This window comes from Acuticoccus sediminis (genome assembly GCF_003258595.1).
GTDB classification, from domain to species: domain Bacteria; phylum Pseudomonadota; class Alphaproteobacteria; order Rhizobiales; family Amorphaceae; genus Acuticoccus; species Acuticoccus sediminis.
The window spans coordinates 1-18,101 of sequence record NZ_QHHQ01000002.1 but is presented as its reverse complement, the minus strand read 5'-3'; the positions used below and the strand labels follow the sequence as shown (position 1 = coordinate 18,101).

13 protein-coding genes are annotated in these 18,101 nt (G+C 63.0%); 4 read left to right on the top strand and 9 right to left on the bottom strand.

Features of this window, described 5'->3' with window-relative positions; genetic code table 11:
* Nucleotides 1-8 precede the first annotated feature (8 nt).
* From DLJ53_RS08335 to DLJ53_RS08325, 3 genes are all read right to left on the bottom strand, one after another.
* Complete coding sequence (locus tag DLJ53_RS08335) at nucleotides 9-2,117, bottom strand: ParB/RepB/Spo0J family partition protein (RefSeq protein WP_111344238.1); 2,109 nt, start codon at nucleotides 2,115-2,117, stop codon at nucleotides 9-11.
* 133 nt (nucleotides 2,118-2,250) lie between these two features.
* Entirely contained in the window at nucleotides 2,251-2,637 is a 387-nt protein-coding gene (locus DLJ53_RS08330; protein WP_111344236.1) for a DUF2958 domain-containing protein, read from the bottom strand.
* A complete protein-coding gene (locus DLJ53_RS08325; protein ID WP_111344234.1) occupies nucleotides 2,634-3,596 on the bottom strand; it encodes an ArdC family protein in 963 nt (320 codons plus the stop codon). Before DLJ53_RS08325 ends, DLJ53_RS08330 begins: the two co-directional genes overlap by 4 nt.
* Before the next feature lie 264 nt (nucleotides 3,597-3,860).
* Between DLJ53_RS08325 and DLJ53_RS08320 the strand changes: the two genes are divergently transcribed.
* Both DLJ53_RS08320 and DLJ53_RS08315 read left to right on the top strand, forming a co-directional pair.
* A complete protein-coding gene (locus tag DLJ53_RS08320) occupies nucleotides 3,861-4,601 on the top strand; it encodes a hypothetical protein (protein ID WP_111344232.1) in 741 nt (246 codons plus the stop codon).
* A gap of 388 nt (nucleotides 4,602-4,989) precedes the next feature.
* Nucleotides 4,990-5,322: a hypothetical protein gene (locus DLJ53_RS08315; protein WP_111344230.1), complete on the top strand. Its 333-nt coding sequence runs from the start codon at nucleotides 4,990-4,992 to the stop codon at nucleotides 5,320-5,322.
* Between the two features lie 63 nt (nucleotides 5,323-5,385).
* Here DLJ53_RS08315 and DLJ53_RS08310 read toward each other — a convergent pair whose 3' ends face one another.
* The 6 genes from DLJ53_RS08310 to DLJ53_RS08285 form a co-directional block, all read right to left on the bottom strand.
* Nucleotides 5,386-6,183, bottom strand: coding sequence for a TIGR02391 family protein (locus DLJ53_RS08310; protein WP_111344228.1), 798 nt, complete (start codon nucleotides 6,181-6,183; stop codon nucleotides 5,386-5,388).
* Between the two features lie 47 nt (nucleotides 6,184-6,230).
* The gene (locus DLJ53_RS08305) at nucleotides 6,231-7,793 is read right to left on the bottom strand and encodes an argonaute/piwi family protein (RefSeq protein ID WP_111344226.1); all 1,563 of its coding nucleotides are present in this window, start codon (nucleotides 7,791-7,793) and stop codon (nucleotides 6,231-6,233) included.
* Complete coding sequence (locus DLJ53_RS08300; RefSeq protein ID WP_111346150.1) at nucleotides 7,783-9,216, bottom strand: toll/interleukin-1 receptor domain-containing protein; 1,434 nt, start codon at nucleotides 9,214-9,216, stop codon at nucleotides 7,783-7,785. Before DLJ53_RS08300 ends, DLJ53_RS08305 begins: the two co-directional genes overlap by 11 nt.
* Nucleotides 9,213-10,124: a nucleotidyl transferase AbiEii/AbiGii toxin family protein gene (locus DLJ53_RS08295; protein ID WP_111344224.1), complete on the bottom strand. Its 912-nt coding sequence runs from the start codon at nucleotides 10,122-10,124 to the stop codon at nucleotides 9,213-9,215. The genes DLJ53_RS08300 and DLJ53_RS08295 overlap by 4 nt, the downstream gene beginning before the upstream one ends.
* Nucleotides 10,114-10,737, bottom strand: coding sequence for a type IV toxin-antitoxin system AbiEi family antitoxin domain-containing protein (locus DLJ53_RS08290; RefSeq protein ID WP_111344222.1), 624 nt, complete (start codon nucleotides 10,735-10,737; stop codon nucleotides 10,114-10,116). Before DLJ53_RS08290 ends, DLJ53_RS08295 begins: the two co-directional genes overlap by 11 nt.
* A gap of 100 nt (nucleotides 10,738-10,837) precedes the next feature.
* On the bottom strand, nucleotides 10,838-12,229 hold the full coding sequence (locus DLJ53_RS08285; RefSeq protein ID WP_111344220.1) for a hypothetical protein: 1,392 nt from the start codon (nucleotides 12,227-12,229) through the stop codon (nucleotides 10,838-10,840).
* Between the two features lie 316 nt (nucleotides 12,230-12,545).
* On the opposite strand from DLJ53_RS08285, the gene DLJ53_RS08280 reads away from it, so the two are divergent.
* Nucleotides 12,546-13,427, top strand: coding sequence for a hypothetical protein (locus DLJ53_RS08280; protein WP_202913073.1), 882 nt, complete (start codon nucleotides 12,546-12,548; stop codon nucleotides 13,425-13,427).
* Nucleotides 13,428-13,455: 28 nt separating this feature from the next.
* The gene (locus DLJ53_RS08275; protein ID WP_146619914.1) at nucleotides 13,456-17,724 is read left to right on the top strand and encodes a HEAT repeat domain-containing protein; all 4,269 of its coding nucleotides are present in this window, start codon (nucleotides 13,456-13,458) and stop codon (nucleotides 17,722-17,724) included.
* The last annotated feature ends 377 nt before the right edge of the window (nucleotides 17,725-18,101 follow it).

Below are 18,101 nucleotides of genomic sequence, written 5' to 3'. Positions count from 1 at the left end.
CCCTCGGTTCATTCGGCCGCGACGGGCTGCGGATCGTCAGCGCCGGCGGCTTCGGTGTCCTCGCCCTCGGCGAGGAACGCCGGAAGCGCATCGGACTCGGCCCCGTCATCGCCAGCGTTGACGTCATCGGGCGTGGAAAGGCGCAGCGGTTCGGGAAGCCAGCCGCTATCGGCGAGCAGACGTTCGGCTTCCTTTGCCATGTCCGGCTTCTTCAGATGGTCGATGAGCTGCGCAGTCTCCTCGCCCTTGGCCTCGCGCACCGCTTCGAGAATGCGTGGCTTGGTCACGCGGCCGAAATAGTTGTCGACCGTCGGCCGCCAACCGGCCTCCACCATGTCGAGCCCCACGGCACGGGCCAGCCGGTTCGCTTCGCTGATGCGTTGCTGCACGCCATGGGACGTGGGACCCGCACCACAGGGATTGGCCTTCTCGTAGAGCGCGTTCACGCCGAAGGAGACGCAATGGGCGAGCAGCGCGAGCCGACTTGCCTCGTCGAGCCCGTCGATCTTCGTCCAGAGTGCCTCGTCATCGGTTGGCAGGTCGGCCTGCCATGCCTCCTGCCGCTCTTCGACGGACCTGGCCAACGGGCTGTCCTTCAGATCGTCGGCCTGAACGGAGAAGAATACGTGGCGGACGGACGCTTCGAGGCAACCGGTCGAGGAGACGTGCCGGAAGGTATCGCGCACCAGCTTGTGGAGGAGCGCCGTCATCGCGACATGTGGATTGTTCGCCAAAGCGTCCCGCAAGGCGAGCGTACGATGCGCGGTGAGCTCGGTCACGAGCCGCTCGGGCAGCGGCTTGACCGCGTCTTCCTCCTCATCCGGGTTCTCGACCTCGCCGGCCACGGTGATCACCGTGCGCTGCACGGTGCCGGGATCGGTCGCCGTATCGCCATCACCGCCTGCACCCGCGTCACCGTCACCCTCGGCCGCCTCGTCCTCGGGGCGGACATAGCCGCGATCGACCGAAAGCTGCCCGTCGTGCCGGATGCTGACGAAGGCGCCGGCTCGGCCGACCTCGGTCGGGTCGTAGTGCATGGGCCGGTCCTCGAAGGCTTCGAGCGCCGCCTCGATCTCGCCGAGCCGCTCGTCCACCTCGTCGGGCAGTTCGTCGGCCTCGGCATATTCGGCTTCGAGCCGGCCGAACTCTTCGCGCAAGGCCTCGCGGCTGGCGCGCTCCTCGTCGGTCAGATCGACCGGCGTGCCGGCGAGCTGCCGGAGCCCGTGCGTATGGCCATAGGGAAAATCGGCCGCGACCTCGATCCACTTCCAGCCTTCCTCGGCGATGGTTTCCGCCTCCGCCTTGAGCTTGTCGGCGACGAGCCGTTCGAGCAGTGGCACATCCTCGATCCAGCCACCGTCATCGTCCTGGAACAGGTCGCGCATGACGGCGCCGCCCGCCTCTTCATAGGCTTCGATCGTGACGAAACGCACACGCCGGTCCGACGCGCGGACGGTGTTCTCCGTCAGCATGCGGCGGATCTGATAAGGTTCCTTCGACCAGCTATGCTCGATCGCCTCCCAGACCTGCTCCTGGCGCGCGGGATCGGCCGAGACGGTGAAGGCCATGAGCTGTTCGAGCGTCATGCCATCCTCGGCATAGAGGTCGAGCAGCTTCTCGGAGACGGAGACGAGCTTGAGCCGCTGCTTGACGATGTTGACCGAGACGAAGAAGCGCGCGGCGATCTCCTCCTCGCTCAGGCCCTGCTCGCGTAGCGTCCGGAAGGCGCGGAACTGGTCGAGCGGATGCAGCGGAGCGCGCTGGACGTTCTCGACCAGTGAATCCTCCTCGGCCGAAATGTCGCTGCCCGACTCGCGCACAATGCAGGGCACGGGCGTGGTCTTGGCGAGCCGCTTCTTCTTGGCGAGGAGCTCGAGTGCCCGGTAGCGGCGGCCGCCGGCGGGAATCTCGAACATGCCGGTCTCCTTGCCGTCGCCGTCCATGACTGGGCGGACGTTGAGACTCTGCAGGAGGCCGCGCCGGGCGATGTCCTCGGCCAGTTCCTCGATCGAGACGCCGGCCTTGACCCGCCGGACGTTGGACTGGCTGAGCACCAGCTTGTTGAAGGGGATGTCGCGCGAGGCGCTGAGGGTGACTTTTTGACTGGCAGTTGCCATGGTGAGTTACTCCGCGACGGGCGCCGTGAGCCTCTCTCTCGGCTTGAAACCCGTCACGGAAAAGGGCGCAGCCCTCTCACTCTTCTTTCTGAGGCTACGGCGAGAAGACCGAGCCGATGGGGCGGAACGGAAGTCAATGTCCGCCCCGCAGAGACCGCAGAGACGCGGCAGTGATCGTGAGCAGCCGTTCGCTCTCCACGATGCTCCCCGCCTGACGCGCCGCCTCGGCATAAACCGATAGCGGGAATGCGGCTTCGAACAGGATGTCCCGTTCGATACCCATGCCGAAGGGCAGGCGCACAGAGGTCAGCTCGGACAGGCTGAAGCTGCCGAGCTCCGGACAGCCGAAGCCGAGATCGGCGAGACCGAACAGTGTGTCGCCGTCGGGTTCCACCTCGGTGATGAGCCATGTGCCGGCGCCGATGGGATTGAAGAACTTGACCACCGGCACATGGTCGAAATCGCACTGCCGACCATTGGCGAGCAGGAGATCGCGCAGGTTGTCGGTCAGGAGGATCATGCCCCCCTCCTGTCGAGAGAGAGTTCTTCCTCATCGCGCCGCTGCTCGTCTTCAGGCAGGAAGGCCAGAAGCCAGTCGGCGGCCTTGCTTGCCTGGCTGGCAGCGCGGACGATGGCGCGATTGTCTTCCCGCAGAACCTCCAGCCAGGATCCGATGTAATCGGCGTGCCGGACGGTCGGCTCAATGCCGAGCGAGGCGCAGCAGAATGCGGCGTTGATCTCCGCGATCAGCTCTTCGAAGGCGTATTGCTTCGATCCGAACGATCCGGAGAGATCGCGATTGAGCCGGTGGGAAGCGCCGCTGGCATGACCGAGTTCGTGCAGCGCCGTACGGTGCCAGTTGACCGGCTCGAAATAGGCCTGCGGCGGCGGCACCTGCACGTAGTCGTGCGCCGGCACATAGAAGGCGCGATTTCCGCCGATGCGGAAATCGATGCCGGAGGCTTCGATCAGGGCCTCTACGCGCGGTTCTATCAAACCCGTCGGCACCTGCGGCGTAGCCGCCGCGACATCCTCGGGCAGGTTCTCGCACTGATCCGTGTTGAAAACGGTGAAGCGCTTCAGGAACGGGATCGCCTGGGCTTCCTCGCCGGTCTCGCGAGCGTGCCGCTTCTCGTCCTCCGGCACGAAGCGATCAGCATAGACGACGGTGGTGCCGCGTTCGCCCTTACGGACATTTCCGCCGAGCGACAGCGCCTGGCGGAAGGTCAGCCAGCTCTGGCCGGAAAAGCCGCGCTCAATGACGGCGCCCCAGAGCAGCAGCACGTTGATTCCGGAATAGGTTCGGCCGGTCGAGGCGTTCTTCGGAAGGCCGAGCGGCGCCTTCGCCGCCGCCGTGCCCCATGGCTGGACCCAAGGCACGCGGCCGGCCTCCAGCTCGGCGATGATCTTGTCGGTGATCTCGGAATAGAGATTGGTCCGGTCGCGCCTGGCGCGGGCGTTTCGCTTGTGTCTGGACATCGCGGTTCTCCGCGACGGGCGCCGAGAGCCTTTCTCTCGACTTCCAACCCGTCACGGCAAACCGGTCCGCACTCTCACTCTCGGGGCGTTGCGGGGTGTCCCCGCAGAAGGGGTCGGGCGAGACTACGGGCTCGGCCGCAGGGGAAGGCTTTCCCCTCCCAACATCTCATGGGCGGTACGAGATTTCCGTTCGCTGTGGGAACCTGAAGTCTTAGAGACCTGAGCGTTCTGCTGGCATATTGTTTGTTGATCAGAGGATAGGCCATGGGCAACCCGACTCATTTCAGTCTCGAGGTGCCGAAACGGGCGCACCAACTCCTTCGCGACCTGTACGAGCAGCTAAGCGATTCCGACGGAACGAGGCTTCCATTGAAGGCGACGTTTCTGCTGTCCATCTCTATGCCGATCGTGATCCTGCCGATCGAACGCATTCTGAAATACAAGCAGAAGCGCGCCGAAGGTCATATGAACGACGCGGTCCTGAACCCAAGACTCGCGGACGCCGTCGATCGTGCGATCGACCTCAAGGGAAAGGTTCACGAGGCGAAGTTCTTCACCGGCCCGTGGCAGTACGCGACGCTGGAGAGAGGGGCGGGCTTTCCGAACTTGGCGGTAGAGGGCTTGCCGGATTCCGTCGCGGCGCAACTCGATGCACCAGAGGCAGTTGAACGTGCGAGGTCCCTTGCCGCCGATACTTTCTGTCGTATCCTTCGCAACGCCTTGGCTCATGGCGGTGTCTTGTACCTGGATCAGCATGGCCGCTCGAATTCGGGTGCTCCGGTGTGTCGCTTCGCCTTTGTGAGCACGGACAGGCTAAACAATCCGACGAAACTCCACTTTCTCCGGATCAAGATGGCCGATTACCGGGCGTTCCTGCAGCTCTGGGTCGATTGGCTGAACCGCGAAGCGATTGACGAGGTACTGGCCGAAGATCTGGGGCTCGATGAATCCGACACCGAGGCGGTGGCGATCCCCGAAGCGGCTGCCAACGCGGCGGGTGATTGAACGTGGACGCGGCATACTTTCTCCGTCTGCGAACCCGCTTCATCGGGCGCTACTATTTCACGGGGGTCGGCCCGTTCCGCGAAATCCAGCGGAAGATCGATGCCGAGGAGAGCCCCTATGATGAGCCACCGCCGTCCTTTGATCCCGAATACGGCGAACCAGCCTTCCTGGAGGAGTGGATAGAGGCGGATGACGCCGCACAGGTCGTTGGACGGTCGGCCGTCTCGCTCCTGTCGGACGCCCTCAAACTGTACTGCAAGGCCCTTGAACAGCAGTTGGGATTCCGACTGAGTGCGGAAGGCAAGGCGATCGCGAAAAAGGAAGGCTTCCTGTCGGCCTACAAGGGCGCGCTTGGCGAACTTCTCCAACTGACTGGACCGACTGCCCGGTGCGTTTCGACGTCATCGAGCAGATCGTGCTGGCGCGCAATCGCGCGCAGCCTGGCGAGCACCTGTCAACGCTCGGTGCCCGGCATGATCCCAAGACGCTGACAAGGCATCGCGACCTGATCTTCGCGAGCGAAGGCGAGCTCAGGATGTGGGTCGACGACGGTGCCGACCCCGACACTCTGCTTGCCCCCAGGCTCGAGATCACCGAGGAGAACCTGGGCGCGGCGATTACAGAGGTGGAGAAGCTCGCGGATTGGATCGAAGAGCGGATCACGGATGTCTCGGCGCGCCGCCATGATCCGGTCAAGCAGGATCCTGAGGCCTCGGCTTAGGCCGGTTCGCAAACGACAATCTGATCGCGTGAGGCGACCTCGCATGTGCCGGCAGAGGCCAAGCTACACCCGCGGTGGCATGTGAGCCTGGTCGAGGCGGCGGTGGATCAGCGAAACGATTGTCAGCAGATCTTCCGCGTCCTCTTTTGTCATGACCCAATGAATGCGCGCCTCGTGAGCCGTGGGGTTCCGAAACATCCCGAAGGTTCCGCGCACCAGATTGGCGAAGCCCTTCTGTTCGCTGTGTTCGCTCGCGCTGGTCCGCGAATTGATCGCCAGCAGCGGAGGATCGCCGCCGAGAACCCGATCGACGAGCGCGGCGCCGTCATCGGTCAACCCGGTCCGGCTGCGCATCTTGTCGGCGACGCTCTTCACGGCCTCCTGGACCGCATGGAAATAGTTGTCCGCCAGGAGCTCGGCGCGACAGAATTTCAGGACGTCCGGATGGACGCCCCGTCCCTCGAGGTCGGCCCTCAGGTCTCGGGCCCGGCGCTGTGCCTCCGGCAATGTCTGCGCGGCCTCGGTCGATGTCAGGTTGCCGGCTTCGTCAACGACGAGACCGGCAAAGGCCAGCGCCTGGTTCAGGAGCGCGCGCATGGGTTCGTAGCGTTCGGGCTGACGGCTGTAGCGCGCCGGCCTCATCGCGAGGCGGATGAATTCGAGTATGTTTGTGCGGTTCTTCTTGGTGTTCTGGCTCGCGGCGAAAGCGTTGTAGATGCGGACACGCTTGGTGGCGGGGCCGGGGTCCGTCATCTTGCTGGACGCGAGCAGGTGTTGAATCTCGGCACCGGTCAGGCCGGCATCTGTGTCGCCGAGCGCTCCGGCGATCGCCTCCAACTGGTCCCGTGTGAAGAAAGCCATGTTCGTTCTCAGTCTTTTCCGGCATCATCTGCACGCCCAGACAATTCTCATATGTAGAACTTGAAGGGGAGTTTGGGTTCGCTATCGATCGGCGCGGAGATCAGGACATCGCCGACGGCGTTGGCGAACCGGATCGTGACGGGTAGCCGATCGTTGTGCAGGCAGGAATTGAAGTTGATCTTCGTGAGGCCGAGCACGTCCGACAGGACGGTCTTCAAGGCGCATTCGCCGCGGAGAACGCGCACGGAGATCGGGTTCGGCGTCTCCGGTCCCATATAGGTGTCGAGCCGCGGCACATAGCCTGATGTCCAGAGCAGGGCATGGCGTTCGCCGATCTGGAGCGCCGTGCCTCGGATGACCGGATATTCGCCGGGGCGGTAGAGCTTCAGGTCGTCGCGCGCGTCGGCGATCTGCACGCCGACGAGATTGGTTTCATCGTCGCAGCCGGCGGCGAAGCCACGCCACTCGTCATCGGTGAACGCGGATTTCGCGTGGATGAAGAGCTCGGATGGCGGACCGTCATGCAGCCGTGAGTACTCGCCGACCACCATCTGAATGAGGTTCCTGGCCGCATCGTGATCGAGGTGGAATTGCTTCGTGTCCGTCTGGAACCACGGGCCGAGCGCGCCGCGGAAGACTACGCCTTCCCCGTCAGACAGGAACATTTGCGCCGCGCAGCAGGCGTGCCGCTTGTCGCTCATCAGTTCGCTGCGCTTGTAGACGAGGCCGACATAGCAGACGCCGGGCCGGACATCGGCCAGCTGCCAGGGTTTGCCGCCCGCCTTGTAGTAAGCTCCGGTTCCGAGCTTCCAGGCGATCGTTGCCGGATCCTCGACGCGTCGGACCGGCATTCCGCTCTCGCGGCGAAAGTCGCCGGGCGCCAATGTGGTCTCGCGGACGATCTGCGTGACGATCCGCTCCTTCAGCAGGCGCGCCTTCAACTGGCGCCGGAAATGCGTCGCATACTGGTAGACCTCGGCCTCGCGTTCGTCGTCGCCGAACAGGGTGGGCTGGGTCTGAAGTTGCCGGGCACGGCGCTGCGTGATGGTCACCGTCCCGGCCACGCGATCGTCGCGTCTCACGGTCGACTGCGGGCGGCCGAGGTCGTAGACGCGCTCTGGAATGACGACGAACCAGAATTGCGGCGCGCTCTCGAGGCGATTATTTTCCGCGACGAGGCGGGACAGGAACAGATCGACGGTGCTGCGGATCGCCTCGTGACGGTTGGCGATCCGGAGGGTGCGCTCGATCTCCGCGTCGTCGAGATCGTCGATGAGACAGGGCGGGTCAATTGGCCAGTCGGCGTGAAAGGCCTCGGCGAAGCCGGGGAAGGGCACATGCTGGGGTTCGACCGCCCGCGATCGCGGGCCCGGCGGCGGGATGTCGATGAAGCCGGCCATGGTCATTGCCCAGGCTCTGAAGCGTTGCACGCCGTCCGGCGTGCCGATCACGCCATAGCGGATTGCTGGCAATTGTTTCGTCTCGCCGACGGGGCCGTAGAGAAAGAGGCCGTCGCGGGGGTAGACGAGACGCTGGCCGTGACGGAACTCGAGCAGGGGTTCTTCCAGATAGAGAGTCCGGGGCTTGAACGGGAGCGGCCTAGACGTCATCGCCAGCCTCCTCCGGACCGTCGTCGTCACGCGGGCCGTCCGCATCGTCCGGCTCGTCGTCGTCGCTCGGATCGTCGTCGTCGGGCTCGGGGATTTCGTTCTCGACCGGCAGGCTGACGGGGACCTGCCAGGCAATCGGCGGCAGGCCGAGGACGATCCCCTCTTCGGAGCTGACGGGCACGGCGATGGAGTCGCGACCCTCGGCGAGCCAGTACAGGAAGGCGAGCAGCATGTCCCGCCAGCGGGCGTTCCGCCAGGTCTTGGCGAAGGAGCGCCGCAGGCGGTGCATCCTGGCGGGATCGTCGAACGGCTTGAGGCCATCCTCCGTGAAGATGAGGCGGCTGACGATGCGTACGTGGCGGACCGGCGCTGACCGTGCCGCGACGCTGACACCGAAGTGCCAGTTCATTTGCCGCTTGAGCGACACGCCCTGGATCTGGCGCAGACCGGCGACTTCGCCCCAGCGGAAAGAAATCTTGGTGGTGGGCGCGACATCGACGGGCGGCCACCAAGCGGTCTGGGCGCCCGAGAGCCCGTAAGGCTTATGACCGCGCGCTGCGAACAGCTTTTCGAACGCCTGGCGTGCGAGGTCGCTGAAGTGATTGCGGGCGTCGCGCCGTTCGATGCCGAGCTTGGACCATCCGTCATCGAGGAAGCCCGCGACGAGCCGTTCGCCTTTCCGGTTGATGGGGAGATTCGGTCCGAAATGGTCCTGCAGGTCGTGGATACGCGCGAAGGCGAGGAATCCCCGGCGGAAGGGCTTGAGGGGCCACGGCGCCTCGGCCATGCGCGATTGCGCCTGGCGGTCCGAAACCTGTCCCTTGAATTCGTAATAGCGGATCTTTTTCGGCAGCCGATCGATCGGGAGCCAGTTCGAGATCAGCCGTTCCGGCGTGGAGACGAGCGTCTTGCCGTGGATGAGCTGGATTTCGCGCCAGATGGCGTCGCCGTCGCCAGCATTGTGCGGGACGCGATAGGTCTCCCGGAGCGTCTCCAACAGTTCCGTCAGTCCGCGCGCCCAGCCGTGTGTGAAGTCGATGTATTGCGCGTGCGCGATGAGGAAGGGCGCCTCGAAGGGCTCCATGCGCAGCGGGATGATGAAGGCGTTGTCGCCGATTTTGCGGGCCACCTCGGTGGCGATCTGGATTTCATTGCGCACGCCCTGCTTCTCGACCGCACGGGGATTTGCGACGAGCAGTACTTTGCAGGCGCGATGGCGCAGTGCGTTCTCGAGTTTGCGTTGCCAGTCCTCGCCGCCCTTGAGCCGGAGCACATCGGCCCAGACCTCGTAGCCCATCGCGGCGAGCTTCGCGCCCAGCCAGATCGTGAAGGCGTTGTCCTCGGGCGCGGCGTGGCTGATGAAGATCGCCTCGCGAGGTTCCGCGTTTGCGTCCGCACCTGTGTTTGGAGACTGTGAACTCACGAGGCAGCCTCCGTGCGCGTCCAGGGACCGCCGGGCGACCACGATGCGAGTTGCTGCCGTTCCAGCACGGGGAGTAAGAATGCCCGCAGATCTTCGGTGACCTGGACGAGCGAAGCGGGCGCGGCCGCAAGCCGATCGCGCGCCAGAAAGGCCCGCCACTGAGCGTCCCGCTCGCTGGCAAAGGCTTCGCCGAGGCCGGAGGGCGTTTGTTCGGGCCAGGATGTCCGGCGACGGTCGAATGTCTGCTGGATGGCATTCGCGAGAACGAGCCCTTCGAACGGGAACGTCTGCGCGATCATCCAGAGGTCGTAGAAATCCTTCATCCGGCTGTTGGCGACACCGAGCGAAACGATCGCCTCTAGCTTCTCGGCGACCACCGTCTCGGGTGGATAGGCGCGCAGAACCGGCGCCGGCGCGTCGAGCAGGGCCGGGTATTCGATCTCGACCGGGTCGGGGGTGATGGCGTCGCCGAACCCGACGTCGACCTGTATGGGCAGGCGCGCGCCGGCGATCGTGGCGCTGGTCCTGACACGCACGCCGGCATACTCGGCCTCGTCACGGATTGCGGCGGCCTCGATATGTTCAACGTCGAAGACGACGCCATCGTCAGGCACGGCCACAGAGCAGATCGCCCGGACGCTCTCGGCGACCGCCGCGGGATCGGCGTCGCCATGGCCCAGAAGATCGAGGTCGCGGGTGGGACGGAAGGGATCGTCCCGCCAGGTCGCGAAGAGCATCGCCCCTTTCAGGACAAACCGTTCGCGCTGATCGGAGACGCTGAGGCGGTAGAGCAGCCGCTCCAGCGCATATCGCGTGAGGAGGATCTGAAAATCAGTCTTCTCCGCGCGGGCGCGATCGAGAAGCCGCGCGCGGACCGAGGCCCCGACATTGCGAACCTCACGCGCCATCAGCGACCATCGCTTCGACATAGGGGCGCATGACCGACCAGACACGGGCCGTGCGGGCAAAGTCCCAGAGTTGGTCCGGTGTCACCCGCTTTGTTCGCAGCGCTTCGCGCAGCCCCTCCAGGGCGATGTCAAGACCGATCTTGTTGCGATACCGGAAGCAGTCGACGAGCGTCTTGGCGGGTTCGAAGATCGGCACCTCGATACCATCGATAAGGTGTCGCTTCACGCCCTCCTTGAGCGCTCGGCTGCTGAACCGGACGAAGCGGATGGGCGGGTATTCGACCTTGGGCTTCCAGCCGGTGCGGTCGATGGCGATCCACACCGCGGAGGGCATCTGCAGTGTCAGTTCATGAAACTGAAGCGCGGATGTGAGGCAGATCACGCCTCTGGGCACGAGAGCTGAAGCCTCCGCGAAGCTGCGCCGGGCATCGGGCATGTGGTCGGCCAACTGGTAGAGGCCTCGCGCCACGCGCGTGACCGCACCTTCACGAACGAGGCGCGCAATGGTTTCGGATCTGACGCCGGCTTCGCGCATATCGCGCATGCGGACGAGCCCCTTCTCGCGGAAAAGGTCGCGGGCCGTGTCACGCTGCGTCCTCGGTTGTGGTGACATTTGCTATGCTCTTAGAAAGAAGTGCAGAGGTTTTATCACAAGATCATGTAGGAATTCAAAAATTCGTTTGGAGCTGCCGAGGGGGGGCGTGGGCGGCGCACTACTCCACGGGCGCTTGCTTGTGGTCTTCGCTCTCGACGGCGATCGCCGTCTGGGAGAAGTACGGGTGGAATTCAGGCAGGAGCGACATGATCCCTCCATCCCCTTGCAGGAACTCGTGATTGGCTCCCGGAATCAGGGCGGGATCGAGCGGGATGCGTGCATTCGGATTGTGGAGGACGACCATGCCTTCGACCCAGGACTCGTCGTAGTCGGGAGCGTGGACGGCATGTGAGAACGGCTTGGGCATCGGTCCGTCATCGTCGAGTTCACCGCGTCGCATGCCAGTGCGAATCATGCGGACGCGCCGGCTGCCGAAACCGGCAAGGTAGCCCATGCGATTGAACTTCGTGATGGTCCCTTGCGGGTTGACGACCACGGCGCTGATATTCTCGGCGCCGGGCAGGGAGAAGAAGCCTGAGCCTTCCACGGAACGACCGAAGCGATGTTCGGTGATGCGCTCGATCTTCCGCCTGCCGTTCACCAAGCTATGGCGAATACCAAAGACATATTCTGTGGTTGCGGGAACGACCATGCGCATGGAGCCTGGCCCATGAAAATCCTGGACGGCCAGAAGGAAGGGAATCTCCCGCAATTCCTCTGTGTCACAATAGGGCGGTGTCTTGTTGAGCTTACGTGTCAGCGCGCGTGCGATCTTTATTGGGACGTAGTCCTGCAAATAGGCTGTGAACTCATCTGGCGTGGTTGGATTCGGAGGAGGCGGCGCACCACCACCGGGAGGATTGGCAGTGGTCGCTTCGATCGCAATCCGGCCGGACAGGCCGGTCAAGACAAAGTCTGGCACCGCAATTGCGGAGTCTCGAGCGTAGCCTAACTCATTGAAGGTGGCGAAGAGGTAGAGCTCCCACAGCCGCGGGTCGAAGCCCGTCGTCTGGAACTGCTCGACGAAATTCCCGTCGGCATCTTCGTGGAAGCGCATCATCGCCGCGATGAGATCGCGAGCCGGCGAATAGCGTTCCTCCGATGTCAGTATGTTGAAGGTTGGATGCAGACGCTCGGCTGGGACGAGCGGGGCGAAGAAGTCGACGGGCGCCCGCTCCGAATCGCCTTGGTGGAATTCGACGTCCGGCGCTGCAGCGAGCACACTCATGCGTTCGAGCAGTTGACCGCGTGCGGCGTCAGCACTTGGCAGTGACGCATTCACTGCTACGGCCCGGAACCGCAGCTGCTCATCACGTCCGAGCGCGACCCATCCGAAGTCGTGATCGATGCGATCCCGCGTCACGACGCCGAGGACGCGCTCGTCCGAGGATGCGTGCCACTCGATCTCTTCCGTGACGAGGAGGATGAACGGCTGACGTGTGTATCCGGCGAGAGCGTCGAATCGCCGTCTTGGAAGACATGCGGTTTGAAGATGATTGGGGGCGGTCAACTGACTGGGCCTCGATGACGGCGCCTCGCCTTTGCGCCAGGACAGGTGTGTACTCGCTCGAATGATTGGCTCCGCACGGTGACGATGGCGCAAACAGCGATCGCGAGTGAGAAATCGACCGACGCGCGTGACATTTCCTCGCCTAAAGCATATAAGTGCAGAGGTTTTATCACAGGTGGGATTAGCTTGCCATAGCTTGGGAAAAAGCCGGTAGACCAAGCGCCAGTGCGGCAATGGAAGAACCCACCCGGGAGGGTCAAAGATGCGATCGGTCCCGCGGCCGTGATTGGTGGAAATGGTAGCTCGGAGGGGCAGCGTGACTCGATACTTTACGGACCGCGAGTACGGTGAACGCCCCCGCACAATCGATGTGATCGATGAGCGCTTGTGGGGAGGTCTCCACGGTCTGATCGACACGCGGCTCGGGGACGGGTCTTTCGGATATCGCTTTCCCGAGCAGTGCCCCGATGGATACGGCCCCTGCGGGTGTGATAGTCAGGCGTTCGCGCGGGTGCTGCGGGCGGAAGTGCCGTTTGTCGAGTGGCCAGTCTCACATTCGGATCTGCCCGAGACCCCGGCCATCCTTGATCTCCTCGAGTTTTGCGCGACCGCAGTTGGTCAACCGATTGAAGGTTCGTACCATTCCTTCTTCGGCCATCACCACCTCAGCTGGGATCGCGAAGCCGGATTGACGCGCCTCGTCGGAGACGTGAACCTTCTGTTCGCTCGTAACGGCGTCGCTTATGAGCTATCGGCGGAAGGGCAAGTGCGCAGGCTCTTGCCGCAACCGTTGGCGGACGCACTGAGTTGGACACAGTTCACGACGGGGGATGTGGAAACCGACCGCTTGCTCGAAATCGCCCGACGGAGGATCGCGCTGCCCAAATCCGAGGACCGTGTGGATGCCGTGGAAAAACTCTGGGACGCGTTCGAGCGTCTCAAGACGCTCGAGCCCGGCGCTGATAAGCGTGCGCAGGCCGATGCGCTGTTGGACCGAGCCGCTGCTCCGGGATCGAATTTTCGCCGCGTCCTGGCGGAAGAGGCTGCCGCTCTTACGAAAATCGGCAACGGATTTCGCATCCGGCATTCCGAGACAACCCAGGAGCCGCTCACCTCGCTCGATCAGGTCGACTATCTCTTCGGGCGCATGTTCTCGTTCATTCGTATGGTTCTGAGAGCCACCGGCCGTGGCGGATAAGTCGAAGACCAGAAGCACAGAGGCGCGGTTGGGCAAGGCGAACGCCAAGAACCGTGGTCCCACCGCGCTTCCCAGGGGGAGGAAACGTGGTGCTGGCGGCAATCCTGGCTATGCTGGATACGAGTACCAAATCGAAGTGACGATCTGGATAGCGCTCGATCTGATGCTGGCCAAGGCGGCGACGGATACGCTCAATATCGAGCCACCCTCGCATGAGGACATAGAGGCCTCAATTCAGAAGCCCGCCGATGCACTTCTTGGTCTGATGGCGCAGGTGGATGACCGGATGGATTTGATCTTCCAGGTCAAGACGCGTTCGAGCTCGCCGTGGTCGTCGAAGGACTTTGCAAGAATCCTGACCGGAACGGCGAACAAGAAGGACAACGACGGTGGGCAACGCTCGCGCCCGCTCGAGATGCTCAAAGCGGATACGCGACGGCGATACGTATTCATCACGAACGAAGCGCTCTCCCACTCTCTCCGTGTGCACCGAGGGGAGGAGATTCTCGATTTTCCGGAGGTCAGCGACCTGCCGCCCTATGCGCGTCAGGGCCTCGATGCGGCTACCCAGTCTGAGTTGGCGCCAAGGATACTCCTGTGCGCCGGCGTGACGGAGGAGGTTCTGCGGTCTCGTATCGAACGCCTGCTCTCGCGCCACGGTCATGTTCCGAGCGTGAACCAAGCAGCGTGTCTGCGGGACCTACGCGAGGCAGTACGGAATCGTATTCGTGGGCAAAACGGCGGTCGATGGTCCAGAGCTGAGTTGGTGTCTGTGCTCACGCACCATGGAGGGTCAGTCGCACCGACACGTGCAATGGACCACTATGTTCCTCCGCGATCATTTGATCACATACTGCGGAAGCTGGACAGTTCCCACGCAGTAATCATCGCCGGACCATCCGGAACGGGGAAAACGCTGACGGCGGATATTCTTGAAGCACGACTGCGGAAAGCCGATCCGCCGTTCGAAGTCGTCGGTGAGGAACACGGTCCAGGCCCAATCCGTCAACGACTGATACAGTCCGGTGCCGTTCTCTTTCATTTGCGTGACCCGTGGGGCGGCAACCGTCTGACGCCGGAGGCGGAGCGCTGGACCGGGGAACTTCCGAAGCTGTTGAGTAGCGCCGGACCGGAGCGGAAGTTCGTGGTCACATCACGGTCGGATGTTCTGCAGAGCGCGGGCGCCGAGCTCACGAAAGAACTCACGCCCTATATGGTGCCAATTGAAATCGACGATTATGGTTCGGAGCGTATCGGGAGAATTTACGATGGCATCGCCGGCGATGTGACCGGGCATGCTCGGTCTTTGGCACGCGACTATCGCGAGGCCGCGCTGAAGGCGTTGCATCGGCCCTATGAGGTTGACCGCTTCCTCGTCGCGCTCACCCGCGAAGATGCCCTGAAGCCGCGCAAGGTTGAGGAGATCATATCCGATTCCCAAATTGACGCGATTTCCGGTGTCATCGCCAAGCAAATTGTACCTTTGGGCGCTGAAGGTGTTGCGGGCGCGGCGGTCATATGGGCGTTGCTGATCGCCAGGGGCGCTGTCCTTCGTGACGTGTTCGCAAGGCTGCTAAGGCGAATACGTGTAATCGATAGCACCGTTCGGCCTGACGTTGATGGAATGATCGACTTCCTCGTTGCGGGGCGCAACCTGCGGCAGGATGGTCGAAGCCTTTCTCTCTACCATCCCAAGGTGGAGGAAGGTTTGCGCATGGCGTTCATGCGCCAGAGAGTCGAAGCGGAGCACGTCCTCTCGCTGGTCGTAGATGGTCTCGCAGCGCTGGACGCGCAGAGCGACGATTGGGGAATCGAGTCAGGACTTGCGGCCCTGCGGGAAGCGGCAAAGCTCGATGGCATCGAACTGTCGTTGGCATCGACAACTCAGGCGCAACTCGACGACCATCTCGAAAAGAAGGCGACCGATGCCGACAGACGCTACGACTTCGAGCGGGCGTTGGCCGATTTAGCTCGTTTCGGGTCGGATGCGCACGTGCCGAGCCGCTTGGCGCAGGCTCTGATCGATGGTGGTCCGGAAACGGAAGAGACTGCCTTTATGGAGCGGTGGCGGCCGCCAGCGTTGTCCGAAAGTGACGTGGCCGAGCTGAAAGACGATGCGCGCACGGCAATTCTCGTCGAGCGGTTCGTGCGAGAGGTGTTGCCATTTGCGCGAACGAACTACGACCCAGCGGTCGCCGCGCTGCTCTTACAGCTTGTGCCCGGCATCGCTCCAGCATTTTGGGACGCACTGGACACGGTTGCCGGGCCCGGCGGGCCTAACGAGAATATCGAGGCGATCGTGGCGGGCGCCTGCGCGGGTGACTCGCCGGACTTTGATCGAGCTATCACACGGTTTGCCCAGTCCGAAGCTGAAGCTGACGCCTGGATGGAGAAGGAATACGCGGAGCAGGGACGTCAAGCCGAAGAGCATGAAGTCGATGCCGTCGCCGCCGATCATATCCTCGAGGAGCCCCAGGAGCGTTATTACAATGCGCAATGCGGGATGAAGGAGATTGTGAAACTGCGTCGTCGTCGCGGCGGGCTCTCCTGGATCGTCGGACATCCGCATCGTCAGTCGTTGATTTCGGCGGCATCGGAACTGATTGGTCAAAGCCGCCGCAGACCAGATTCCGGTGACCTTCGGCTGTTGCTGCAACACGCCGAGGGTTGGACGCGAGCAGCCGCTTGGCATGCCGTCCAACAACATTGGAGCGGTGATTTCGCAGACCTGCTCGAAGCCGAATTGGCCAAGGAGAACCTTGGTAGTGGCTTGCGCGGTACCTTGATCGAAATTGCCGCTCAATCCAGTCAGCCATCCGGTGATCCCGTTTCCCTGCTTGCCAAGATCATTCCTCGCGTCACAACGGAGCGCCAACTCGAGCTTGTCTACGATGTGATCCGCACATCCCTCGATAGCGATGGCCGCGGCGAAGCCGGCAAGGTGGCTCGACGCGCGCGGGCGCAACGCGTGTGCGATATTTTGGGCGCACCGGTATACGAGTGTGGGCGCCTGCTGGTCGCGTTGCTGAGCGAAGAAGAGATTACGGCCGCAACGCGGAACATGTCCGAGTCGGCCACGAATTTGCTGGCGTCTTTGCTGCCGACCTTGTCGAACGATGTGGCCGGGCCGCTCGTTTGCGCTGCCGCTGCGATTGGCATTGACATCGATGCCGCGGCGGAACGCTTGTTGGCGGAGGGCGATGCGGACGACGGGACCGCTGCGGTCCATGCCCTCGTGATCTCTCGAAAGCCGAACGCACAGACGGTGCTGCGGAAGGCATTTGGACATGAGCGGTATCCTGTACGTCGGGCAGCGCTTGAAGCGGTTATGCAATTGGGGGCGTCACAAGACAGGGATCGGATTCTGGGAGCAGCGAACGACCGGAGCGCGGATGTGCGTCTTGCTTGGGCGCGACTCATGCAGGAATACAGATGGCCAGAAGCGATCGATGCGCTCGTGAAGTTGTTGAGCGATGAACGCGACTTCAGCAGTGATCCCGGCTATCTCCGAGGGTCTTCCTGGTCGGAATTTCGAGTCGCGCGCGCCGCTGCGCGTGCTCTGGGGGCGTACGAGCAACTGCCAGAAGATGCCGTCACTGCTCTGCTTGATGCCATTCAGGCGGAAACGCGTGATCCGTTTGTGGCCTGTGCGGCGATCGCGGCCTTAGCCGACAAGGACGATGATCGGATCTCCGATGCGATAAATGTCGCGCTCGAAAGCTCAGGAATGAAGTGCGCGCCTGAGCACAGGCCCTTGGCCCAGGCGGCCGCCTGGTCGGCCTTCGATCGGGCGGTTGCGAACAAACCGATGCAACTGAGTTCGACCGCGATCGGCATGGCGAACGAAGACTCGCCTGTTGTCGCCGGGCCGCTCCTGATGGCTGCGGGAGTTCTGGGAGGGGAGACGCAGAAAGTTCTTGCTCGCCGCCTTGAAGGTCCGAAATTTGCCGCGCGCGCAGCGCTGATGAAAGTGTGTGCGGTGGTCGCCGAGCCAGAACGGGATACGGAGTTCACGGGGTTGGAATCGATTCTCGCCGAGCTTGCCAGCGGGACCGAATGGAAAGACCTCAGCAAGAAGCGCCAAGCCGAGGTCCAGGGTTGGTCTGACAGCCTCGATCCCAGCAACGATGTAGAACGCTTCACGGCCTGGGTGCTCGACTCGGTCCTGGGTGTTCCGGTGCCGCGAGAGGTCGGCGATCCCAGAGCTTTCCACCTGCCGCAACGCATTGGTGTGATGACTATGCGGTCGCTATCTCCTGCGCGGGAGGAGGGGCCAAGGCAGGACGACGGCTTTTGAAGTATCGCGAAATCTTGGCTCTTTGGGCGGAGCGCGGGGAATTGGGTCTGCCGATGCACGGCTTCGGAACCTATTTCATTAAGCTCAAGCTAACACTGGCCGGTTGAGCCAACCAGACACGCAACAACTCGATCGCCGTTACGTGCGTGACATTTCCTTGCCTAAAGCATACAAGTGCAGAGGTCTTGTCACGTCAGGGGCTTCGACCGGCGCAAGTGGGCTCGGAAGCCGTAGCAAGGGCCGCTATGATCGTCGCCGACAACGAAACGTCCGTTGATCTTCTCTACTACGAGGCCATCGTGTGATCCGGCGTGGAATTTTGACCCCATAGAGCGGGGGATCGGCGTCCAATTTTGACCCCCTGAGGCGCGGGTTGC